This is a genomic window from Lentzea sp. NPDC037011, assembly GCF_055607425.1.
This window is the reverse complement of sequence record NZ_JBVJRT010000004.1, coordinates 99,132-116,871: the sequence shown is the minus strand read 5'-3', so window position 1 is coordinate 116,871 and position 17,740 is coordinate 99,132. Positions and strand designations below refer to the sequence as shown.

Below are 17,740 nucleotides of genomic sequence, written 5' to 3'. Positions count from 1 at the left end.
AGGAGATGGACTTCTCGTTCACCGACGAGCAACAGGCGCTGGCCGACAAGGTCCGCGCGTTCGCCCAGGACACCATCGCCCGGCACGCGGCACTCGACGACCGGGAGGGCACGTTCTGGTCCGGGTTCTTCGCCGAGCTGGGCCGGGCCGGGCTGACCGGTCTGGCGATCTCCGAGGAACACGGCGGCCGCGGGCTGGGCGCGGTCGAGGTCGGCATCGCGGTGGAGCAGCTGGCCCGCGCCGAGGCGACGGCGTGCTACCCGGTGCTCAACGCGGCGCTGATCGGCGGCATCATCGGCCGCAGCGGCACCGCGCAGCAGCAGAGCCGGTGGCTGCCGGCGGTCGCCTCGGGTGACTCGGTGGTGGCACTGGTGCTCACCGAACCCGAGCACGGCACGGACGCGGCCGCGATCGAGCTGCGCGCCGAACGCGACGGCGAGGGCTGGCTGCTCACCGGCACCAAGACCTCGATCATGCTCGGGATGCACGCCACCCACGGGCTGGTGTTCGCCCGCACCGGCGAGGACGGGGCGCGCGGTGTGACCGCGTTCTTCGTCCCGCTCAACCGCGACGGCATCTCCCGCGAACGGCTCACCGACCTCGGTGTGCGCGCGGGAGGCCGGGCCACGCTGCACTTCGACGGCGTGCGCGCCGCGGACGACGAGGTCGTCGGCGGTGTCGGCGAGGGTTTCAGCGGGGTGATGCGCGGCTTCGACCACTCCCGCGCACTGATCGCCGTGCTGGCCGTGGCCAACGCCCAGGCCGCACTGGACGACGCACTGGCCTACGCCCGTGAGCGCGAGTCGTTCGGGCAGGTCATCGGCAAGCACCAGGGCGTGGCGTTCCCACTGGTCGAACACGCCACACGGGTGCACGCGGCCCGGCTGCTCGCGTTCGAGGCGCTGTGGCGCGCCGACGCAGGGCTGCCGCACCGCGCCGAGGCGAACATGGCCAAGTGGTGGGCACCGCGCGTCGGTGTCGACGCCGCGCACCAGGCCCTGCTCACGCTCGGCCACCGCGGCTGGAGCGACGAGCACCCGGCGAGCCGGCGGGTGCGCGACGCCATCGGGCAGGAGATCGCCGACGGCACCGAGAACGCCACCAAGCTCGTGGTGGCACGGGAGCTGCTGGGCCGTGAGCACGCGCCCTGACGGGCCCGGACCGAAACCACGACTGGACAAGGAGGAACACGTGACCACCACGCTGTGGCTGACCGGGCTGCCCAGCTCGGGCAAGTCGACACTGGGCCGGGAGCTGGTCGAGCGGCTGCGCGACCGCCGTGCGGTGCAGCACCTCGACGGTGACGCCGTGCGCAAGGACTTCTTCCCCGAGCTGGGGTTCAGCAAGCACGACCGCACCGAGAACATCCGCCGCATCGGCAAGCTCGCCGCCATGCTCGCCTCCCACGGCGTGCTGTCGGTGGTGTCGGTGATCGCACCGTTCCGCGAGGTGCGCGAGGAGGTCCGCGCCGCGCACGAGGCGGCGGGGCTGACGTTCGTCGAGGTCTACGTCGACGCACCGGTGCAGGTGTGCGCCGAACGCGACGTCAAGGGCCTCTACGCCAAGGCCGACGCCGGCCAGGTCGAGGCGATGACCGGGGTCAGCGACGTCTACGAGGCACCCGCCTCCCCCGACGTGCTCGTCGACACCGCGTCGCTGAGCGTGCAGGAGAGCGTCGAGATGATCGAACGCGCCCTGGAGCGCTGCGAGTCCGAACGCCGTGAACAGGACATCCGGGAGGTGGTGCTGCGATGAGCGCGCCGGCCAAGGAAAAAGCGGTCACCGGCATCGAACAGCTGGAGGCCGAGGCGATCCACGTGCTGCGGGAGGTGGCGGGCGAGTTCGACCGGCCCGCACTGCTGTTCTCCGGCGGCAAGGACTCCACGGTCCTGGTGCACCTGGCGGTGCGCGCGTTCGCCCCCATCGCACCGCCGTTCACCCTGGTGCACGTCGACACCGGCCACAACTTCCCCGAGGTGCTGCAGTTCCGCGACGACATCGTGGACCGCTTCGGGCTGCGGCTGCACGTCGCGGAGGTCCAGGACTGGATCGACAAGGGCGCGGTGCAGGAACGCGCGGACGGGATGCGCAACCCGCTGCAGACCGTGCCGCTGCTCGACACGATCACCGAGCAGAAGTTCGACGCGGTGATCGGCGGCGGCCGCCGGGACGAGGAGCGGTCACGGGCCAAGGAGCGGATCTTCAGCGTCCGCGACAGCTTCGGCCGCTGGGACCCGCGCCGCCAGCGCGTGGAGCTGTGGAACCTCTACAACGGCATGCACTCCCCCGGTGAGCACGTGCGGGTGTTCCCGATCTCGAACTGGACCGAGCTGGACGTGTGGCGCTACGTCGAGGCCCGCGACATCGAGCTGCCCTCGCTGTACTTCGCCCACCAGCGCAAGGTGTTCCTGCGCGACGGCATGTGGCTGACCTCCGGGCAGTGGGGTGGCCCGGCCGACGACGAGGAGACCGTCGAGAAGACCGTGCGCTACCGCACCGTCGGCGACGGTTCCTGCACCGGTGCCGTGGAGTCCGACGCGGCCACGGTCACCGACATCATCGAGGAGATCAAGGCGAGCCGGCTCACCGAGCGCGGTGCCAGCAGGGCCGACGACCGCATGTCCGAGGCCGCCATGGAGGACCGCAAGCGGGAGGGGTACTTCTGATGACGTCCGACCTGTTGCGACTGGTGACGGCGGGCAGCGTGGACGACGGCAAGTCCACCCTGGTCGGCAGGCTGCTCTACGACACCAAGTCCGTGCTCAGCGACCAGATCGACGCCGTGCTGCGCAGCAGCGAGGAACGCGGGCTCGACAACCCCGACCTCTCGCTGCTGGTGGACGGCCTGCGGGCCGAACGCGAGCAGGGCATCACCATCGACGTCGCCTACCGCTACTTCGCCACGGCCAAACGCACCTTCGTGCTCGCCGACACCCCCGGTCACGTGCACTACCTGCGCAACACCGTGACCGGTGCGTCGACCGCGGACCACGCGGTGCTGCTGACCGACGCGCGCAAGGGCGTGCTCCCCCAGACGCGCCGGCACCTGGCCGTGATGGCGATGCTGGGCGTTCCCGGCATCACGCTCGCGGTCAACAAGCTCGACCTGGTCGACTTCTCCGAGGAGACCTACACCTCCGTGCGCGAGGAGTTCGTCGCACACGCGCAGTCGCTGGGCTTCCGGCCAGAGCAGATCACCACCATCCCGCTGTCGGCCCTGACCGGCGACAACGTCGTGACCCGCTCCGAGAACACCCCGTGGTACGACGGACCGACACTGCTGGAGCACCTGGAGACCGTGCAGCCCGACGACCGCGGCTGCGACGTGGGCCTGCGGGTGCCGGTGCAGTACGTGCTGCGCGACGGCGACAACGACTACCGCGCCTACGCCGGGCAGATCGCCGCCGGCGCCGTGCGGACCGGCGACGAGGTCGTGGTGCTGCCCGCCGGCACCCGCTCGACGGTGACCGAGATCGGCACCCCCGACGGCCCGGTCGACGAGGCGACCGTCGGGCAGCCGGTGGCCCTCACGCTGGCCGACGACCTGCCGGTGAGCCGCGGCGACCTGATCGCCGCCGCCGACCGCCTGCCGGAGCTGGCCGCCGAGCTCACCGCCACCGTGTGCTGGCTCGCCGAGGAACCCCTGCGCCCCGGTGCGCGGGTGCTGCTCAGGCACGGCACGCGCACCACGAAGTGCCGGGTCCCGAGCCTGGCCGCCCGGTTCGACGAGCAGGAGCTCGTGCTCGAACGCGACCCGGAGTGCCTGGAGCTCAACGAGATCGGCCAGGTGCGCCTGGAGGTCGCCGACGCCCTGCCGTTCGACGACTACACCGACTGCGTCGCGACCGGCGCGTTCCTGCTCATCGACCCCAACGGCGGCAACACCCTCGCCGCGGGCCAGGTCGGCGACACGCTCTCGGCGGTGACCGACGGGCGCGGTGATGGGTGAGCGGGACCGGGGCGTCGCGGAAGAGCGCGTCCGGGCGGCCGCCGGTGAGCAGGACGGCGCCGGCGGCCGCCCGGTGACGGGTCAGCACGACCGGGTCGTCGCCGGCGACCGGGACCGCCCCGTGACCGACGAGCGGGTTCGGGTCGTCGTCATCGGCGCGGGCGCGAGCGGCACGCTGGCCGCGGTGCACCTGCTGCGCTCCGGCGTCCCCGTCGAGCTGGTCCTGGTGGACCGCAGCGGCGAGTTCGGGCCGGGCCGGGCGTACCGGACCGGCGATCCCGGGCACCTGCTCAACACCGTCGCCGAGAAGATGAGCGCGTTCGACGACGACCCGGAGCACTTCGTGCGCTGGAGCGGAGCGGAACCGGGAGCGTTCCTGCCCCGCCGGGACTACGGGCGCTACCTGGCCCAGACCCTGGCCGCCGAGGAACAGCGGGCCGAGAACCAGCAGGCAGACCGCCAGGCCGAGGTGCGGCACGTCGCCGACACCGCCGTCGGACTGTCCACCCGCGACGACGGCGTCACCGTGGAACTGGCCCGCACCGGGCCGGTGCACGCCGACTTCGCCGTCCTCGCACCGGGCGCGGGCGGCGGCGACCCGCTCGCCGACCTGCTGCCCGACGGGTCACCGCGCTACGTCGCGGACCCGTGGGCCGGACCGTTGCCCGACACCGCTGGCGCACCGGTGCTGGTGCTCGGCACAGGACTGTCCATGATGGACATCGCCGTGAGCCTGGCACCGGACTCGCCGCTGCACGCCGTGTCCCGGCACGGACTGCTCCCCCGCCCGCACCGCCGCAAGCCGGGCGCACCGTCCTTCCCGGACCCGCCGGAACAGATCGGCTCGCTCGGTGAGCTGCTCCGGTTCGCCCGCCGCTGCGTGTCCGCCGACCCCGAGCGGTGGCGCGAGTTCGTGGACCACCTCCGGCCGCACACCCGCCGGCTGTGGCGACAGCTGGGAGTGGCGGAACAACGGCGGTTCCTGGAACGGGTGCACCACTACTGGAACGTGCACCGGCACCGGGCCGCACCCGACACCCACCGCGCGGTGCGGGCCTTGCTCGCCTCAGGACGCTTGCGGCTGCACCGCGGCCGCGTGGAAGCGCTGACACCCGTGCAGGACGGGTTCGAAGTCGTCCTGACCGGCGGACAGGCGCTGCGGGTGGGGTGGCTGGTCAACGCGACCGGTTTCCGCCGCGACGGTGGCCCACTGGTGCGGGAGCTGGTCGCGGAAGGCACCGCGCGACCCGACCCGGTCGGGCTCGGCGTGCGGACCGGCACCGATGGCCGCGTGCTGGACCGGTGGGGCACGCCACGACGGGTGTTCACACTCGGCGCGCTGCGCCGGGGCGAGGAGTTCGAGAGCACCGCGGTACCGGAGATCCGGGCGCAGGCGGCGGAGATCGCCGCGCACGTGCGACGAGGGGTGATGACATGAACGACCTGCTGATGTACCCGGCCTACATCGACGGCAAGGACGTCGAGCACCCACAGGGCCGGTACGTGCACACGGTGACGGCACGGGCCGTGCTGGAGGACACGATGCCGGCGCTCGCGCTCAAACGCGACCTCGACGCCGGTCTGACCGACCCGCGCACCGCTGGACCCGCCGTGGTCGGCGGATGCGCCCTGGCGGACGACCGGATGGCGACCGACGCACTGGAAGCAGCGGCGCGAGCGGCACCGGAGTGGGCACGGGTGCCACTGCGCGACCGCCTGGAGATCGGGATGCGCATCGGCGAACGACTCCGGGAGAAGCGCGACGACATCGTCGAACTCCTGGTGGCCGAAGGACAGCCCCGCGACCTGGCAGGCCCGACACTGGACGAGTACTGGCGGGCCGACTTCAGCGCCGAGACGCTGACCTGGTGCGCATCGCAGATGCAGACCACCAAGCACCGCGGCTGCGGCGGACAGGCGATCGTGCGACGCGTACCCGACGGCGTGGTGTGCGTGAACCCACCGCAGAACGCCTCGACCCCGAACGCCCTGTTCGGCGCAACCGCACTGCTCGCGGGCAACGCCGTGGTGGTGCGCGCCCCCCGCGGCGTCCCACTGGCCACCACCCACGCACTGCGCGAGGTCGTCGTACCCGTGCTGGAAGAAGCCGGAGCACCCACCGGAGTGCTCAACATCCTCTGCGGGCCACCGATGACCGACCTGTGGCTCACAAGCCCGCACGTCAACGACATCGTCTACGTCGGCGGCAGCGCCAAGGGCCTGGAGTTCGAACGCGCCGCCATCGCCGCCGGCAAGAAACCCGTGCTGGAGCTCGCCGGCAACGACTGCGTGGTCGTGTGGGCCGACGCCGACCTCGACAGCGCGGCGGCGGCGATCACGGAGAACTTCCGCCAATCCGGGCAGATCTGCAACATCCCCAACCACGTCATCGCACACCCGGCCATCGCCGACGCGCTGCTGGAGAAACTGGTGGCCGCCGCGGCCGCCACGAAACCCGGCTACCCCGACGAACCCGGCGTGGTGCTCACACCGGTGCTGATGGCCGACGCCTACTTCGCCGACATCGCCGACGCCGTGCGCCGAGGCGCGACACTGCTGCACGGCGGACGACGACTCGAAGTCGACGGGACACCATCGGACACGGGCTTCTTCGTGGAACCCGCCGTGCTGCGGGTCGACGGCTTCGACCGCGCCCGCGACATGCCCGCGGTGCGGGAAGAAACGTTCTCACCGCTGCTGCCGGTCGTCGTCCCCGAAGAGCACGACGGACTGTTCGACGAGATCGTGCGGTTCGTCAACGCCAACCGCTACGGCCTGCGCAACTCCTTCTGGGTCCAGGACGAAGCGCTGGTCGCCGAAGTCGCCGCCGGAGTGACCTCCGGCGGCGTGGTCAACGTCAACGACTCGCACTCCGCGTTCCGCCCGTTCCTGCCCACCCACGGCGGCACCGGCCTCACCGGCGGCGTGTTCGGCGAGGCCAACTACCTCATGCTGCGCACGACCCACCTGCAGGGCGTGAACATCAACCGGGGAGGAGCACGGTGAACGAGCACAGCGTCGTCCTGCGCACACCACGACCGGCCGACGAGGTCTTCGACCAACTGCTGCACCCCGGCCGCTTCGCCGACGCCGCCACCGACATCGAGTCCGTGGCACCGTCGGACGACGGCGACCGGTACGCCCTGCGGTTCCGCGGCGGACTGGCCCGCTGGACACAGCGCACCGAGACCGACCACGACGCGCGAGTCGTGCGGTTCCAACAGGTCAGCGGCGACTTCGTCGACTTCGGCGGCGCATGGGAGGTCGAACCCGACGGCACCGGCAGCCGCGTCGTGCACCGGGTGGCGTTCCGCACCAGCGTGCCGCACCTGGCCGGCGCGATCGAACCGGTGCTCGCCCGCGTGCTGCTGCGCGCCGCCGCCGACGTCGTCGACGCACTGGCCGGTCCGGCGGAGCTCCTCTCCGGCGCCCTGACCGACCAGAAACCGTCCGAGCACACAGCGCTGGCCTACGCCGCCCCCTCAGCCGGCGCCCCGCTGCAACCGACCACCATCCCCCGCCGCCCACTCGGCCCGAACGACGTCGCGATCGACATCCGCTACTGCGGGGTGTGCCACTCCGACGTCCACCAGGTCAACGGCGACTGGGGCAGGGAACTGTTCCCGATGGTGCCCGGCCACGAGATCGCCGGCGTCGTCACCGAGATCGGCCCCGAGGTGACCCGCCACGCCGTCGGAGACCGGGTCGGGGTGGGCGTGATCGTCAACTCGTGCCGGTCGTGCGACAAGTGCGCCGACGGGATGGAGCAGTACTGCGCGGACTCGGTCGAGACCTACTCCGACGTGGACAGCTACCAGGGCGGCGAACGCACCCGCGGCGGCTACTCCACGCACATCGTGGCCGACGAGCACTTCGTGCTGCGCATCCCGGACGCGTTGCCCCTGGAGCAGGCCGCACCACTGCTGTGCGCGGGCATCACCACCTACTCCCCGCTCAAGCACTGGCAGGCCGGACCCGGCCGCAAGGTCGCGGTCGTGGGCCTGGGCGGGCTCGGACACCTGGCGGTGAAGATCGCACACGCGATGGGCGCCGAGGTGACCGTGCTGTCGAGGTCGTTGCGCAAGAAGGACGACGGCCTGCGACTCGGCGCCGCCCACTACCACGCGACCGAGGACCCGGCGACGTTCGAACAGCTCGCCGGCACGTTCGACCTGATCCTGTGCACGGTCTCCGGACTGTCCGATGTAGACTCCCACCTGACGCTGCTGGCCAACGGCGGCACCATGGTCTGCCTCGGGATCACCGAGGAGTCCATGGAGGTCAGCGTGTTCTCCCTGCTGCAGGGCCGCACCTCGCTCGCCGGCTCGCAGATCGGCGGCATGGCCGAGACCCAGGAGATGCTCGACTTCTGCGCCGAGCACGGCATCGGCGCGGAGGTCGAGGTGATCGACGCCGCGCAGATCAACGAGGCGTTCGAACGGGTGGTGGCCGGCGACGTGCGGTACCGGTTCGTGATCGACACGGCCACCATGACCGCTCAGAGGTAGCCCGGTGAGCCCGTTCACCGGGCGATCTACCGTCCGGTGAACGGGCTCACCACCCGCTGGTCGGCCACGTACAGGCGGTCTTGTTGGCGCACAAGACTGGACTTGCGGCACCCGGAGCAGAGGGTTGGTTTTAGATAGCACTGAAGTTATAGAGGTTATTTACTATCCGATGCGCGCTCCAGGCGAATTCCGGCGCCCATCGACTTCACCGTGGACACGAGGTCGTCCCACTTCGCGCCGAACAGGGTCCTCTTAGGACTTCTGGGTCAAGATGGCGGCATGAACTCGTTGTTGCTCGCCGCCGCGTTCGCCATGGTCGTCCGCTCGCTGGCGGCGTCCCGGCTGGACCGCTGGAACCTCGGCGCACCGGTCGTGATGGTGCTCGCCGGCGTCGCGGTCGGGCTCGCCAACGAGGACTCCATCGCCGCGGTCTTCAACACCGAGGCGGCCCAGCACGTCGCCGAGATCATCCTCGCGGTGCTGCTGTTCGCCGACGCCACCGAGGTGCGCGCTGGCCGGCTGTGGGGCGCCTACCCCGGTGCCGCGGCACGGGTGCTGCTCGTCGCGATGCCGCTGAGCCTGGGCCTGGCGGCGGTGCTGGGCTGGCTGCTGTTCCCGTCGCTGTCCTGGGCGGTGCTGCTGCTGGTCGCGTGCGTGACGGTGCCGACGGACTTCGCCGCGGCCGAGCGGGTGGTGCGCGATCCGGCGTTGTCGGTGCGGGTGCGCAGCACGCTGAACGTCGAGAGCGGCTACAACGACGGCATCGTCTCCCCGCTGTTCCTGTTCGCGCTGGTGCTGGCCGGCGACCACACCCAGGAGCGCTCGCCGGTCGAGGCGCTGGCCACGGTGCTGCCGTTCGCGGTCAAGGCCGTGGTCGCCGGCGTGGTCCTCGGCCTGCTGCTGGGGTGGCTGATGGACCGGGCGCACCGGGCGGGCTGGGTGACGGCGCAGTCCGGACGCGTTGCGGTGCTGCTGGCACCGCTGCTCACCTACACCGCGACGGTCGCGATCGACGGCAACGGGTTCGTCGCCTCGTTCGTGTGCGGCATCGCCTTCCGGTACGTGCACCGGCTGCTCAAGGCACGCCGGGTCCGCGCCGGTGCCGCCGACCGCGCGGAGATCAGGGCCGACGTGCTGAACAACGACCTGCACCTGCTGGACGACGTCACCGGGCTGCTGACGATGACCATGTGGTTCGTCGTCGGCATCGCCGCGGTGCTGACCTTCTCCCTCGGCGTGTCGTGGCAGGTCCTGCTGTTCTGCCTCGCGGTGCTCACGGTGGTGCGGCTCGTCCCGGTGGTGCTGGCGCTGGGCGGGTCGCGGCTGCGCGGCCGCGAGCGCGTGCTGGTGGGCGCGCTCGGGCCGCGCGGGACGACCACGGTGGTGTTCGGGTTGCTCGCGTTCAACAAGCTGCCGGAGGGCGACGCCGCGGACACGATCCTGGTGATCACGATCGTGTGCGTGCTCGGCAGCGTGCTGGTGCACGGCATCGGGGCCAGGCCGACGGCCCGGCTCCTGTCGAAGGGTCAGTGACGCACCCGGTCGGTCGCGCAGGCGACCAGCAGCATCACGGTGACCGCTGCGAGCGCGTGGTCACCGCTGAGCGCGCAGATGCACGCCAGCGCGAACCAGAGCAGCAGTTTCATGAACCGAGGTTAGGGACCGCGCGAGTGACGCGCATCTCATTTGGGGAAGGCTTGAGCTTCGATCAGGACGCGGTCAGCCGCGTGCCGCGATCCCGTCGTACATCACCCGCCGCACCGCCTCGCTCAACCGCCGCTGCTCCTGCTCCCCCGGCGCGCGCAACGACGCGATCGCCGAGCCGAGGATCATGCCGTTGACGGCCCGCGCGGTGTTCGCGACGTCGAGGTCCGCGCGCAGGTAGCCGAGCTCCACGCCGTGGGTGAGGTAGGCGGCGGTCAGCGAGTCGGCCAGCTCGAAGAGGTCGAGGACGCGGTCGGCCATGGCGCGGTCGATGCCGGGGGCCTCGAACAGCAGCAGCCGCGGCACCCGCGGGTCCGCGGTGAAGATCCGCGCCAGCGACTCCCCGATCCGGGCGGACTGGGCGCGGTACTCGTCGAGGGTGGAGACGGCGTCCGGGGCGTTCTCCGCGGCGAGGGCGCCGGTGACGCGGGCGACGAGGTCGTCGATGACGTGGTCGACGATGTCGCGCTTGTTCTGGAAGTAGCGGTAGAAGGTGCCGTGCCCGATGCCCAGGCGCGCGGCGACGTCGGCGATGCCGGTGGCGTGGTAGCCGGTCTCGGCGAAGCAGTCGAAGGCCGCGTCGATGATCTCGCGGCGCAGCTCCTGCTTCTTGCGCTCGGCGCGGCTGACCGGGTGGGCGCTGGACGTCATGACGCCGAGTCTATGACCTGCGATCCCTTGTGATCACCACAAAACTGACATACGGTTCCGAAGCTGACACGCGATTCCGTGAGGAGGTTCCCGATGGTCCACGACGCGGTCGTCGTCGGTGCCGGGTTCGGCGGCATGGGTGCCGCGATCCAGCTCAGGCGGCTGGGGATGTGCGACCTGCTGGTCCTGGAGCGGGAGGACGACCTCGGCGGCACCTGGCACGTCAACCGCTACCCCGGCCTCGCGGTCGACATCCCCTCCCCGACGTACTCCTACTCGTTCGAGCCGAACCCGCACTGGTCGCGGCTCTTCGCGCCGGGCGAGGAGCTCAAGCGCTACGCCGAGCACGTGGCCGCGAAATACGACCTGCGCCGGTCGATGCGGTTCGGCACAACCGTCACGGGTGCGGTCTGGCGGGACGACCACTGGGAGGTGCGGACCGCGGACGGCTCGGTCGTGGCGGCGCGGTACCTCGTGACGGCGACCGGGTTCCTGTCGATGCCCAGGACGCCGGACGTCCCCGGCATCGAGACCTTCGCCGGCCGGGTCGTCCACACCGCCGCGTGGGAGCCGGTCGACCTGACCGGCGAGCGGGTGGCGGTGATCGGCACCGGCGCCACGGCGGTCCAGCTGGTACCGGAGCTGGCGAGGACGGCGGCGGCGCTGACCGTGTACCAGCGGACCCCGATCTGGGTGAGTCCCAAACCGGACTACCGCATCCCGCCGCCGGTGCGGCGGTTGTTCGCGCGGCTGCCGGTCGTCCAACGGGCCGTGCGCCGGCTCGGCAGCTCGGTGCTGGAGCTCATGATGATCTCCGGTGTCGTGCACTACCGGCAGCTGCGGGTCGCCAACCGGCTGGCAGAGCGGTGGTGCCGGGCGCACCTGCACCGCCAGGTCCGCGACCCCGGGCTGCGCCGCGCGCTCACCCCGGACTACTCCTTCGGCTGCAAGCGGCCGACGTTCTCCAACGACTACTTCCGCACGTTCACGCGTCCCCACGTCCACCTGGAGACGTCGCCGATCACCGGCGTCGACTCGTCCGGCATCGTCACCGCCGCCGGGCGCACCGAGATCGACGTGCTCGTGCTCGCGACCGGCTTCAACCTGTGGGACGTCAACTTCCCCGCGTTCGAGGTGCTCGGGCGCGAAGGCAGGGACCTGGGCACGTGGTGGCGGGAGAACCGGTTCCAGGCCTACGAGGGCGTGACCGTGCCGGGGTTCCCGAACCTGGTGTCGCTCAACAGCCCCTACTCCTACAGCGGCCTGTCGTACTTCACGACGATCGAGAGCCAGATGAAGCACATGGCCCGGTTGTTCACGGCGATGCGGTCACGCGGGGCGGACGTCTTCGAGGTGACCCAGCGGGCCAACGACGAGTTCCTGCACCGGATGCGGACGCGGGTCGCGGAGAACTCCGTGTTCTCACTGGGACAGTGCGCCACCTCGCGCAGCTACTACTTCAACCAGCACGGCGAGGCGACGCTGCTGCGACCGACCTCGACGATCAACGCGCACCAGGCTGCGGGGCGCTTTCCCTTGGAGCACTACCGGTTCGCGCTGTCAGCCCGGCCACGGGCGTGAGGGGCACCAGCGGCGGCCGCTCCGCCGTGGTCGTCAGCTCGATCCGCCGCCCCTCCTCCCCCGCCCGGAGCACGGCCGTGATCGTCTCGAGCACGTGCAGCGCGAGCTCGTCGCCGGCGCGCGGCGCCCGCTGCCCGTCGGCTGCGACGAGGTCGAGCAGGCCGACTCCGCGCCCTGCTCCCGTGTAGCCCGCAGCGGCGGGAAGGGTCCGCCACCCGGTGCCATCGATCGGGAACAGGCGGGTCTCGCCGTCGAAGTGGTTCGGGTCGGGTACCGCGAGCGTGCCGGTCTCACCGTGCACCTCGATCGGCACGGCGGTGGTGGTCACCCCGTCGAAACTGGTCGTGATAGTCGAGAGCGCACCGCTGACGTGTTCGAGCACGCCGGAGACGTGGGTGTCGACCTCGACCGGGACCCGCTCACCGGTCCGCGGCCCGGACCCGATGACGCGCTCGCTGCGCAGGCGGCTGACCGCGCCGACCACCGCGCGCACCGGGCCGAGCAGGTGGATCAGCGCGGTGAGGTAGTACGGCCCCATGTCCGCCAGCGGACCGCCCCCCGCGGTGTAGTAGAAGTCGGGGTTGGGGTGCCAGCGCTCGTGCCCCGGCGTGACCATCACGGCCGACGCGGAGAGCGGGCGACCGATGAGCCCGCTGTCGATCGCGGCCCGCGCGGTCTGCGTGCCCGTGCCGAGAACGGTGTCCGGCGCGCACCCGACCCGGACACCGGCCGCGGCGGCCCGGTCGACGATCGCCCGGCCGTCCGCGAAGGTGACGGCGAGCGGTTTCTCGCCGAAGACGTTCTTGCCCGCGTCGATCGCCCGGAACGCGATCTCCGCGTGGGCCGCGGGCACGGTCAGGTTGAGGACCGTGTCGACGTCCGCCCTGCCGAGCAGGCCCTCGACGCTGACCGCCTCGGCACCCGGCAACTCGGCCGCAACCGCCGCCGCGCGGGTGGTGTCGAGATCGGCGACCGCGGTGACGCGCACCGCCGGGTGGCCGCGGAGCGTGTCCAGGTACTGCCCGGAGATGAACCCGAGCCCTACGATTCCGACGCGGTGCGGGTCGCCCACGACATCCCCCTCGTGATGACGGTGCGGACAGCGGGGTGCCGCAGGACGTCCAGACTGTGCCCCGGCGTCGTCACCACGATCCGCCCTGCACCCCACCGCCGCGTCCAGATTGCCGGGCAGGTGACCGGCCGGTGCCACGGGTGCCACGGCCGGACCGGGTGGGTGGTGGTGGCCAGCACGTCGACCAGGTCGTCGTGCAGCACCCAGTACTGCTCGGTGACCAGCTCGAAGTCCTCGACGCCCGCGGTGATCGGGTGCTCCCGGCCGAGCGCGGTGATGGTCACCTCGTGCGGCAGGAAGTTGTCCTCCGGCCCACCCTGGCGTTCGCACGGCTCCTTGCCCGGATGCGTGACGAACTGCCCACCCACCAGGTGCAGGTAGTCCGCCGACGCGCGGAACGAGTCCGCAATGCCGCCGTGCCATCCCGTGAACCCGGTGCCGGCCTCGACCGCCGAGCGCAACCCGCTCAGTTCCTCGTCGGTGATCTCCGACATCGTCATGCACTGCACGACGAGGTCGGTGCGCGCCATCTCGGCGGCGTCGGCGTACACCTCGGTCGACTCCTCGACCCGCACGGCGTAACCGCTGTCCTCCAGGAAGGGGATGAACAACTCGGTGGCCTCCACCGGTTGGTGGCCTTCCCAGCCACCGCGGACCACCAACGCACTCGGCCGTGCCACGCCACCCCCTGGTAACCGCTTTCCACACCTGGCTGAACAGTGCCTCGAACGGCACCGGTGGTCAAGAACTTCCCAGCCTCCGCACCGGTCGGCGCCGAGAACGGCTGCCGGGCAGCTCCCCTGCGCTGAACGGCGCCGCGTTTGAACCGGCCGCTCCCGTGGTATCGACCAGGACCATTTGTTTCCCGTATGGAGGGTGCTCATGCAGATCCAGGTCAACACCGACCACAACATCCACGGTGGCGAAGGACTGGCCGCCTATGTGACCACCGACCTGGAGAGCGGCCTGTCCCGGTTCAGCGAATGGCTGACCTGGGTGGAGGTGCACCTCAGCGAGGACGGGGGCACCACCCCGGAGGACAAGAAGTGCGTGATCGACGCGCGGCCGAAGGGCAAGCAGCCGGTCGCGGTCACCCACCACGCGACCACCGTGGACGACGCGTACGCCGGCGCGGCGCAGAAGCTGGTGAGGGCGTTGGACTCCCGCTACGCCCGCGCCCGCGACCACAAGGGCAGTGACAGCATCCGCCACATGCCCGCTCCCGAGGACCCGGAGCTGGTCGGCGTGATCGAGGACGAGCCCAAGGGCTGATCGGCGCATCTCCGGCCGCCCCTCCGGGCCGCTGCCTTTGCCGGCGTCTGCAAGTACCACCAACTCAACATCAACCTGATTCGACAGGTGGCGAACAGGTTGGTGGTAGTTGGCGGCGATTTGATCAAGTGTTGGTGGTACTTGCAGACGCCTGGGCAGCAACGAGGGGGCGGGAAAGGCTTCTGGCCGGGTGCTCAGACCGGCTTGCTGAAGTGGAACGCCGGGATCACGTACCCGGCGGAGAAGTAGCGGCTGTGGGCCTCGTGCCGGTGCGTGCCGGAGTCCAGGTGCACCTGACCGCAGCCGAGCCGGCGGGCCTCCTCGTCGACCCAGCGCAGCAGCGCTCCCCCGTGGCCCTGCCTGCGCACGGCGGGCAGGGTGCTCAGGTCGTCGATGTAGAGGTGGTAGCCCACGTAGAGGTTCGTCAGCGGACGGAACCCGGCCACCGCGACGACCTTCCCGTCCGCGTCGAACGAACCGACCAGCCGGTAGCCCTCCTTGCGCTGCACCCGCACCGCCGCCACGAACTCGTCCGCGGAGACGAGGTGTGCCCGCAGCTCCCGCATCGCCTCGAATGCCAGGGCGGTGTTCTCGTCGTCGAGCTCGGCAACGGTGTGCGTCGTCATGCCGACGATCATCACGGCAAGAAGTGGCCTCCCAGAAGGCCCAGTCCACAAGATTTCTGAGAGGCCACTTCCCCAACAGGTGACTACGGGGTCAGGTTGAGGCTCCACGTGTCGAGGGTGCCGGTGTCGGACGAGGCCAGGTCGCGCACGCGGAGCTTCCACGTGCCGTTCGCGGTCTCAGCGGACAGGTCGGCGGTGTAGCTGCGGTCGATGTTGTCCGCGCTGCCGCCGCTGCGGTTGTGCAGCACGTACGCCGTGCCGTCCGGTGCGATCAGGGACACCGTCAGGTCGCCGATGTAGGGGTGGACGATCCGCACGGCGACCGTCGCGGTGGCCGAGGGCGTGGCCGAGCAGCCGGAGATCACCAGGTCGCTGTCCACGGCCGCGCCCGCGTCGGGGATGGCGAGGTCGGTGCCGTTGGTGCCGTTGCAGCTCCCGCCGCCACCACCGGTGACCGTGAGGCCGTAGGTGGCGGTGCGCGACACCGAACCGGCCGCGGTGACCGTGACCGAGTAGGTGCCGGACGCGACCGACGCGGTGGTGTTGATCGTCAACGTCGAGCTGCCACCGGTGCTCACCGACGCCGGGCTGAACGACGCCGTCGCGCCCGAGGGCAGGCCGGAGGCCGACAGCTGCACGGTCTGCGCGTTGCCGCTCACCGTCTGGGTCGCGACGGTGGCCGAGACCGGCGAACCCGCCGCCACCGAGCCGGACGTCGGCGACACGGCGACGGAGAAGTCCGCGCCGGGGGTGCTGCTGCCGACCGCGGACTTCCACAGGGTGTAGGCGATGCCGTCGACCGCGCGGTTGAGGTGGGTGTCGCTGATGTTGGCCGTCGTGTCGCAGGAGGAGTGGTAGCACGGGTCGAACGCGCGGCCCGCGGTGCCGCCCCACTTCGTCGCCTGGGCCGAGGTCTTGGTGGCGCTGGCACCCATCGCGTACCCGGAGGCCGGGATGCCCGCGTTGGTGAACGACGCGTCGTCGGACCGGTTGCGGCCCTCGGTGTTCTCCTCGGGCTGCAGGCCCAGCGAGTCCCAGTAGGCCTTCATGTGCACGGACTGGGTGGAGTTGATGTTGTTGATGAAGTAGCCGCCGTTGACGGAACCGACCATGTCGAAGTTGTGGTAGGTCTTGATCTTCGAACGTTCGGTCGACGGCAGCTGCGAGACGTAGAAGCGCGAGCCGTTGAGGCCCTGCTCCTCGTCGGTCCACCAGGCGAACCGGACCTTGTTCAGCATCGCCGGGTTGCTGCGGGAGAGCACGAGCGCGGTCTCCAGCAGCGCCGCGGAGCCCGAGCCGTTGTCGTTGATGCCGGGACCGGCGGACACGCCGTCGAGGTGGGCGCCGAACATGTAGACGTTGCTCGCGTTGCCGCCGGGCCACTCGGCGATCACGTTCGGGCCGGCGCCGGTGGAGCAGCCGGAGGTGCAGGCCTGTTCGGACACCGTGAACCCGGCCGCGGTCAGCTTGTCCTTCACGTAGGCGACCGAGGCGCGGTAGCCGGCCGTGGTCGAACGGCGGTTGCCGCCGTTCTGGGAGGCGATGGTGGCGAACTGGGTCAGGTGCGCCTTGACCGCCGCGACGTCGACGTCGGGGATCTGCGGGCCGGTGCCGCCGGTGACCGTCAGGGTGTAGGTCGCGGTCTTGGTGGTGCCGCCCGCGGCCCGGACGGTGATCGGGTAGGTGCCCGACGCGGTCGAGGACGTGGTGCTGACCGACAGCGTGGAGCTCGCGCCCGTGGTGACCGAGGCCGGGCTGAACGACGCGGTGGCGCCGGAGGGCAGGCCGGTGGCGGTCAGCTGCACGGTCTGCGCCTGGCCGGCCGTCGTCTGGGTCGAGACGGTGGCCGAGGCCGACGAGCCCGCGGCGACCGAGCCGGACGTGGGCGACACGGCGACGGAGAAGTCGCCGGCCGGGGTGGAGCCGCCGAGGTTCAGCGACCAGGAGTCGATCCGGCCGACGTCGTTGGCCGCGTTGTCGTTGACCCGCAGCTTCCAGGTGCCGTTCGAGGTCTCGGCCGACAGGTCGACGGTGTAGGTCTGGTCGATGTTGTCCGCGGAGCCACCGCTGCGGTTGTGCAGGGGGTAGGTGGAGCCGTCCGGGGCGACCAGCGTCACCGCGAGGTCGCCGATGTAGGTGTGGACGATCTTCACCGGGACCGTGCTGGTGGCGGACGGTGCCGAGGGGCAGTCGGTGATGGTGAGCGGTGACTCGACGGTGGTGTTGTCACCGATCGCGACGTCACCGTCGTTGGTGCCCGAACAGCCGGCCTGGGCCGTGGCGGAGGCGGGCAGGGCGACCGCCGCGGCGACGATTGCCGCCAGTGCCGTGCCGAGCAGGGGTCTTCTTCGCACGGTGGAGCTCCTTCGCAGGGTCT

General features: G+C 71.1%; 15 protein-coding genes and 1 pseudogene. 11 read left to right on the top strand and 5 right to left on the bottom strand.

Going from position 1 to position 17,740, the window contains the following annotated elements; all coding sequences use genetic code 11:
- Positions 1-5 precede the first annotated feature (5 nt).
- The 9 genes and pseudogenes from ACZ7CH_RS12595 to ACZ7CH_RS12555 all read left to right on the top strand — a co-directional run bounded on the left by ACZ7CH_RS12595 (position 6) and on the right by ACZ7CH_RS12555 (position 9,990).
- A complete protein-coding gene (locus tag ACZ7CH_RS12595; RefSeq protein WP_360396663.1) occupies positions 6-1,151 on the top strand; it encodes an acyl-CoA dehydrogenase family protein in 1,146 nt (381 codons plus the stop codon).
- Positions 1,135-1,755: an adenylyl-sulfate kinase gene (gene cysC / locus ACZ7CH_RS12590; protein WP_470369302.1), complete on the top strand. Its 621-nt coding sequence runs from the start codon at positions 1,135-1,137 to the stop codon at positions 1,753-1,755. Before ACZ7CH_RS12595 ends, cysC begins: the two co-directional genes overlap by 17 nt.
- On the top strand, positions 1,752-2,666 hold the full coding sequence (gene cysD / locus ACZ7CH_RS12585) for a sulfate adenylyltransferase subunit CysD (protein ID WP_360396659.1): 915 nt from the start codon (positions 1,752-1,754) through the stop codon (positions 2,664-2,666). The genes cysC and cysD overlap by 4 nt, the downstream gene beginning before the upstream one ends.
- Positions 2,666-3,949 carry a sulfate adenylyltransferase subunit 1 gene (locus ACZ7CH_RS12580; RefSeq protein WP_360396657.1) on the top strand — a complete coding sequence of 428 codons (1,284 nt, stop codon included), beginning with the start codon at positions 2,666-2,668 and terminating at the stop codon, positions 3,947-3,949. The genes cysD and ACZ7CH_RS12580 overlap by 1 nt, the downstream gene beginning before the upstream one ends.
- Complete coding sequence (locus tag ACZ7CH_RS12575; RefSeq protein ID WP_470373898.1) at positions 3,942-5,387, top strand: FAD/NAD(P)-binding protein; 1,446 nt, start codon at positions 3,942-3,944, stop codon at positions 5,385-5,387. Before ACZ7CH_RS12580 ends, ACZ7CH_RS12575 begins: the two co-directional genes overlap by 8 nt.
- On the top strand, positions 5,384-6,955 hold the full coding sequence (locus ACZ7CH_RS12570; RefSeq protein ID WP_458432214.1) for an aldehyde dehydrogenase family protein: 1,572 nt from the start codon (positions 5,384-5,386) through the stop codon (positions 6,953-6,955). Before ACZ7CH_RS12575 ends, ACZ7CH_RS12570 begins: the two co-directional genes overlap by 4 nt.
- A pseudogene (locus ACZ7CH_RS12565) lies at positions 6,952-7,341 on the top strand (SRPBCC family protein); the annotation flags it as partial. The gene ACZ7CH_RS12570 and the pseudogene ACZ7CH_RS12565, both read left to right, overlap by 4 nt.
- A 39-nt stretch (positions 7,342-7,380) precedes the next feature.
- Positions 7,381-8,457: an NAD(P)-dependent alcohol dehydrogenase gene (locus ACZ7CH_RS12560; protein ID WP_458434397.1), complete on the top strand. Its 1,077-nt coding sequence runs from the start codon at positions 7,381-7,383 to the stop codon at positions 8,455-8,457.
- Positions 8,458-8,736: 279 nt separating this feature from the next.
- On the top strand, positions 8,737-9,990 hold the full coding sequence (locus ACZ7CH_RS12555; protein ID WP_470373897.1) for a cation:proton antiporter domain-containing protein: 1,254 nt from the start codon (positions 8,737-8,739) through the stop codon (positions 9,988-9,990).
- 186 nt (positions 9,991-10,176) lie between these two features.
- On the opposite strand, the gene ACZ7CH_RS12550 is transcribed toward ACZ7CH_RS12555, so the two are convergent.
- Positions 10,177-10,812, bottom strand: a complete 636-nt coding sequence (locus tag ACZ7CH_RS12550) for a TetR/AcrR family transcriptional regulator (protein ID WP_470373896.1) — start codon at positions 10,810-10,812, stop codon at positions 10,177-10,179.
- A gap of 93 nt (positions 10,813-10,905) precedes the next feature.
- On the opposite strand from ACZ7CH_RS12550, the gene ACZ7CH_RS12545 reads away from it, so the two are divergent.
- The gene (locus ACZ7CH_RS12545; RefSeq protein ID WP_470373895.1) at positions 10,906-12,393 is read left to right on the top strand and encodes a flavin-containing monooxygenase; all 1,488 of its coding nucleotides are present in this window, start codon (positions 10,906-10,908) and stop codon (positions 12,391-12,393) included.
- Here the strand turns inward: ACZ7CH_RS12545 and ACZ7CH_RS12540 are convergent.
- Together ACZ7CH_RS12540 and ACZ7CH_RS12535 are read right to left on the bottom strand one after the other, a co-directional pair.
- On the bottom strand, positions 12,317-13,465 hold the full coding sequence (locus ACZ7CH_RS12540; RefSeq protein WP_470373894.1) for a Gfo/Idh/MocA family protein: 1,149 nt from the start codon (positions 13,463-13,465) through the stop codon (positions 12,317-12,319). The genes ACZ7CH_RS12545 and ACZ7CH_RS12540 overlap by 77 nt on opposite strands.
- A complete protein-coding gene (locus tag ACZ7CH_RS12535; protein WP_470369305.1) occupies positions 13,435-14,145 on the bottom strand; it encodes a ThuA domain-containing protein in 711 nt (236 codons plus the stop codon). The genes ACZ7CH_RS12540 and ACZ7CH_RS12535 overlap by 31 nt, the downstream gene beginning before the upstream one ends.
- A gap of 202 nt (positions 14,146-14,347) precedes the next feature.
- On the opposite strand from ACZ7CH_RS12535, the gene ACZ7CH_RS12530 reads away from it, so the two are divergent.
- The gene (locus ACZ7CH_RS12530) at positions 14,348-14,737 is read left to right on the top strand and encodes an HPF/RaiA family ribosome-associated protein (RefSeq protein ID WP_360396643.1); all 390 of its coding nucleotides are present in this window, start codon (positions 14,348-14,350) and stop codon (positions 14,735-14,737) included.
- Positions 14,738-14,931: 194 nt separating this feature from the next.
- Here the strand turns inward: ACZ7CH_RS12530 and ACZ7CH_RS12525 are convergent, their stop codons facing one another.
- A complete protein-coding gene (locus ACZ7CH_RS12525; RefSeq protein ID WP_470373893.1) occupies positions 14,932-15,363 on the bottom strand; it encodes a GNAT family N-acetyltransferase in 432 nt (143 codons plus the stop codon).
- A gap of 83 nt (positions 15,364-15,446) precedes the next feature.
- Positions 15,447-17,717, bottom strand: a complete 2,271-nt coding sequence (locus ACZ7CH_RS12520; protein WP_470373892.1) for a proprotein convertase P-domain-containing protein — start codon at positions 17,715-17,717, stop codon at positions 15,447-15,449.
- Positions 17,718-17,740 lie beyond the last annotated feature (23 nt).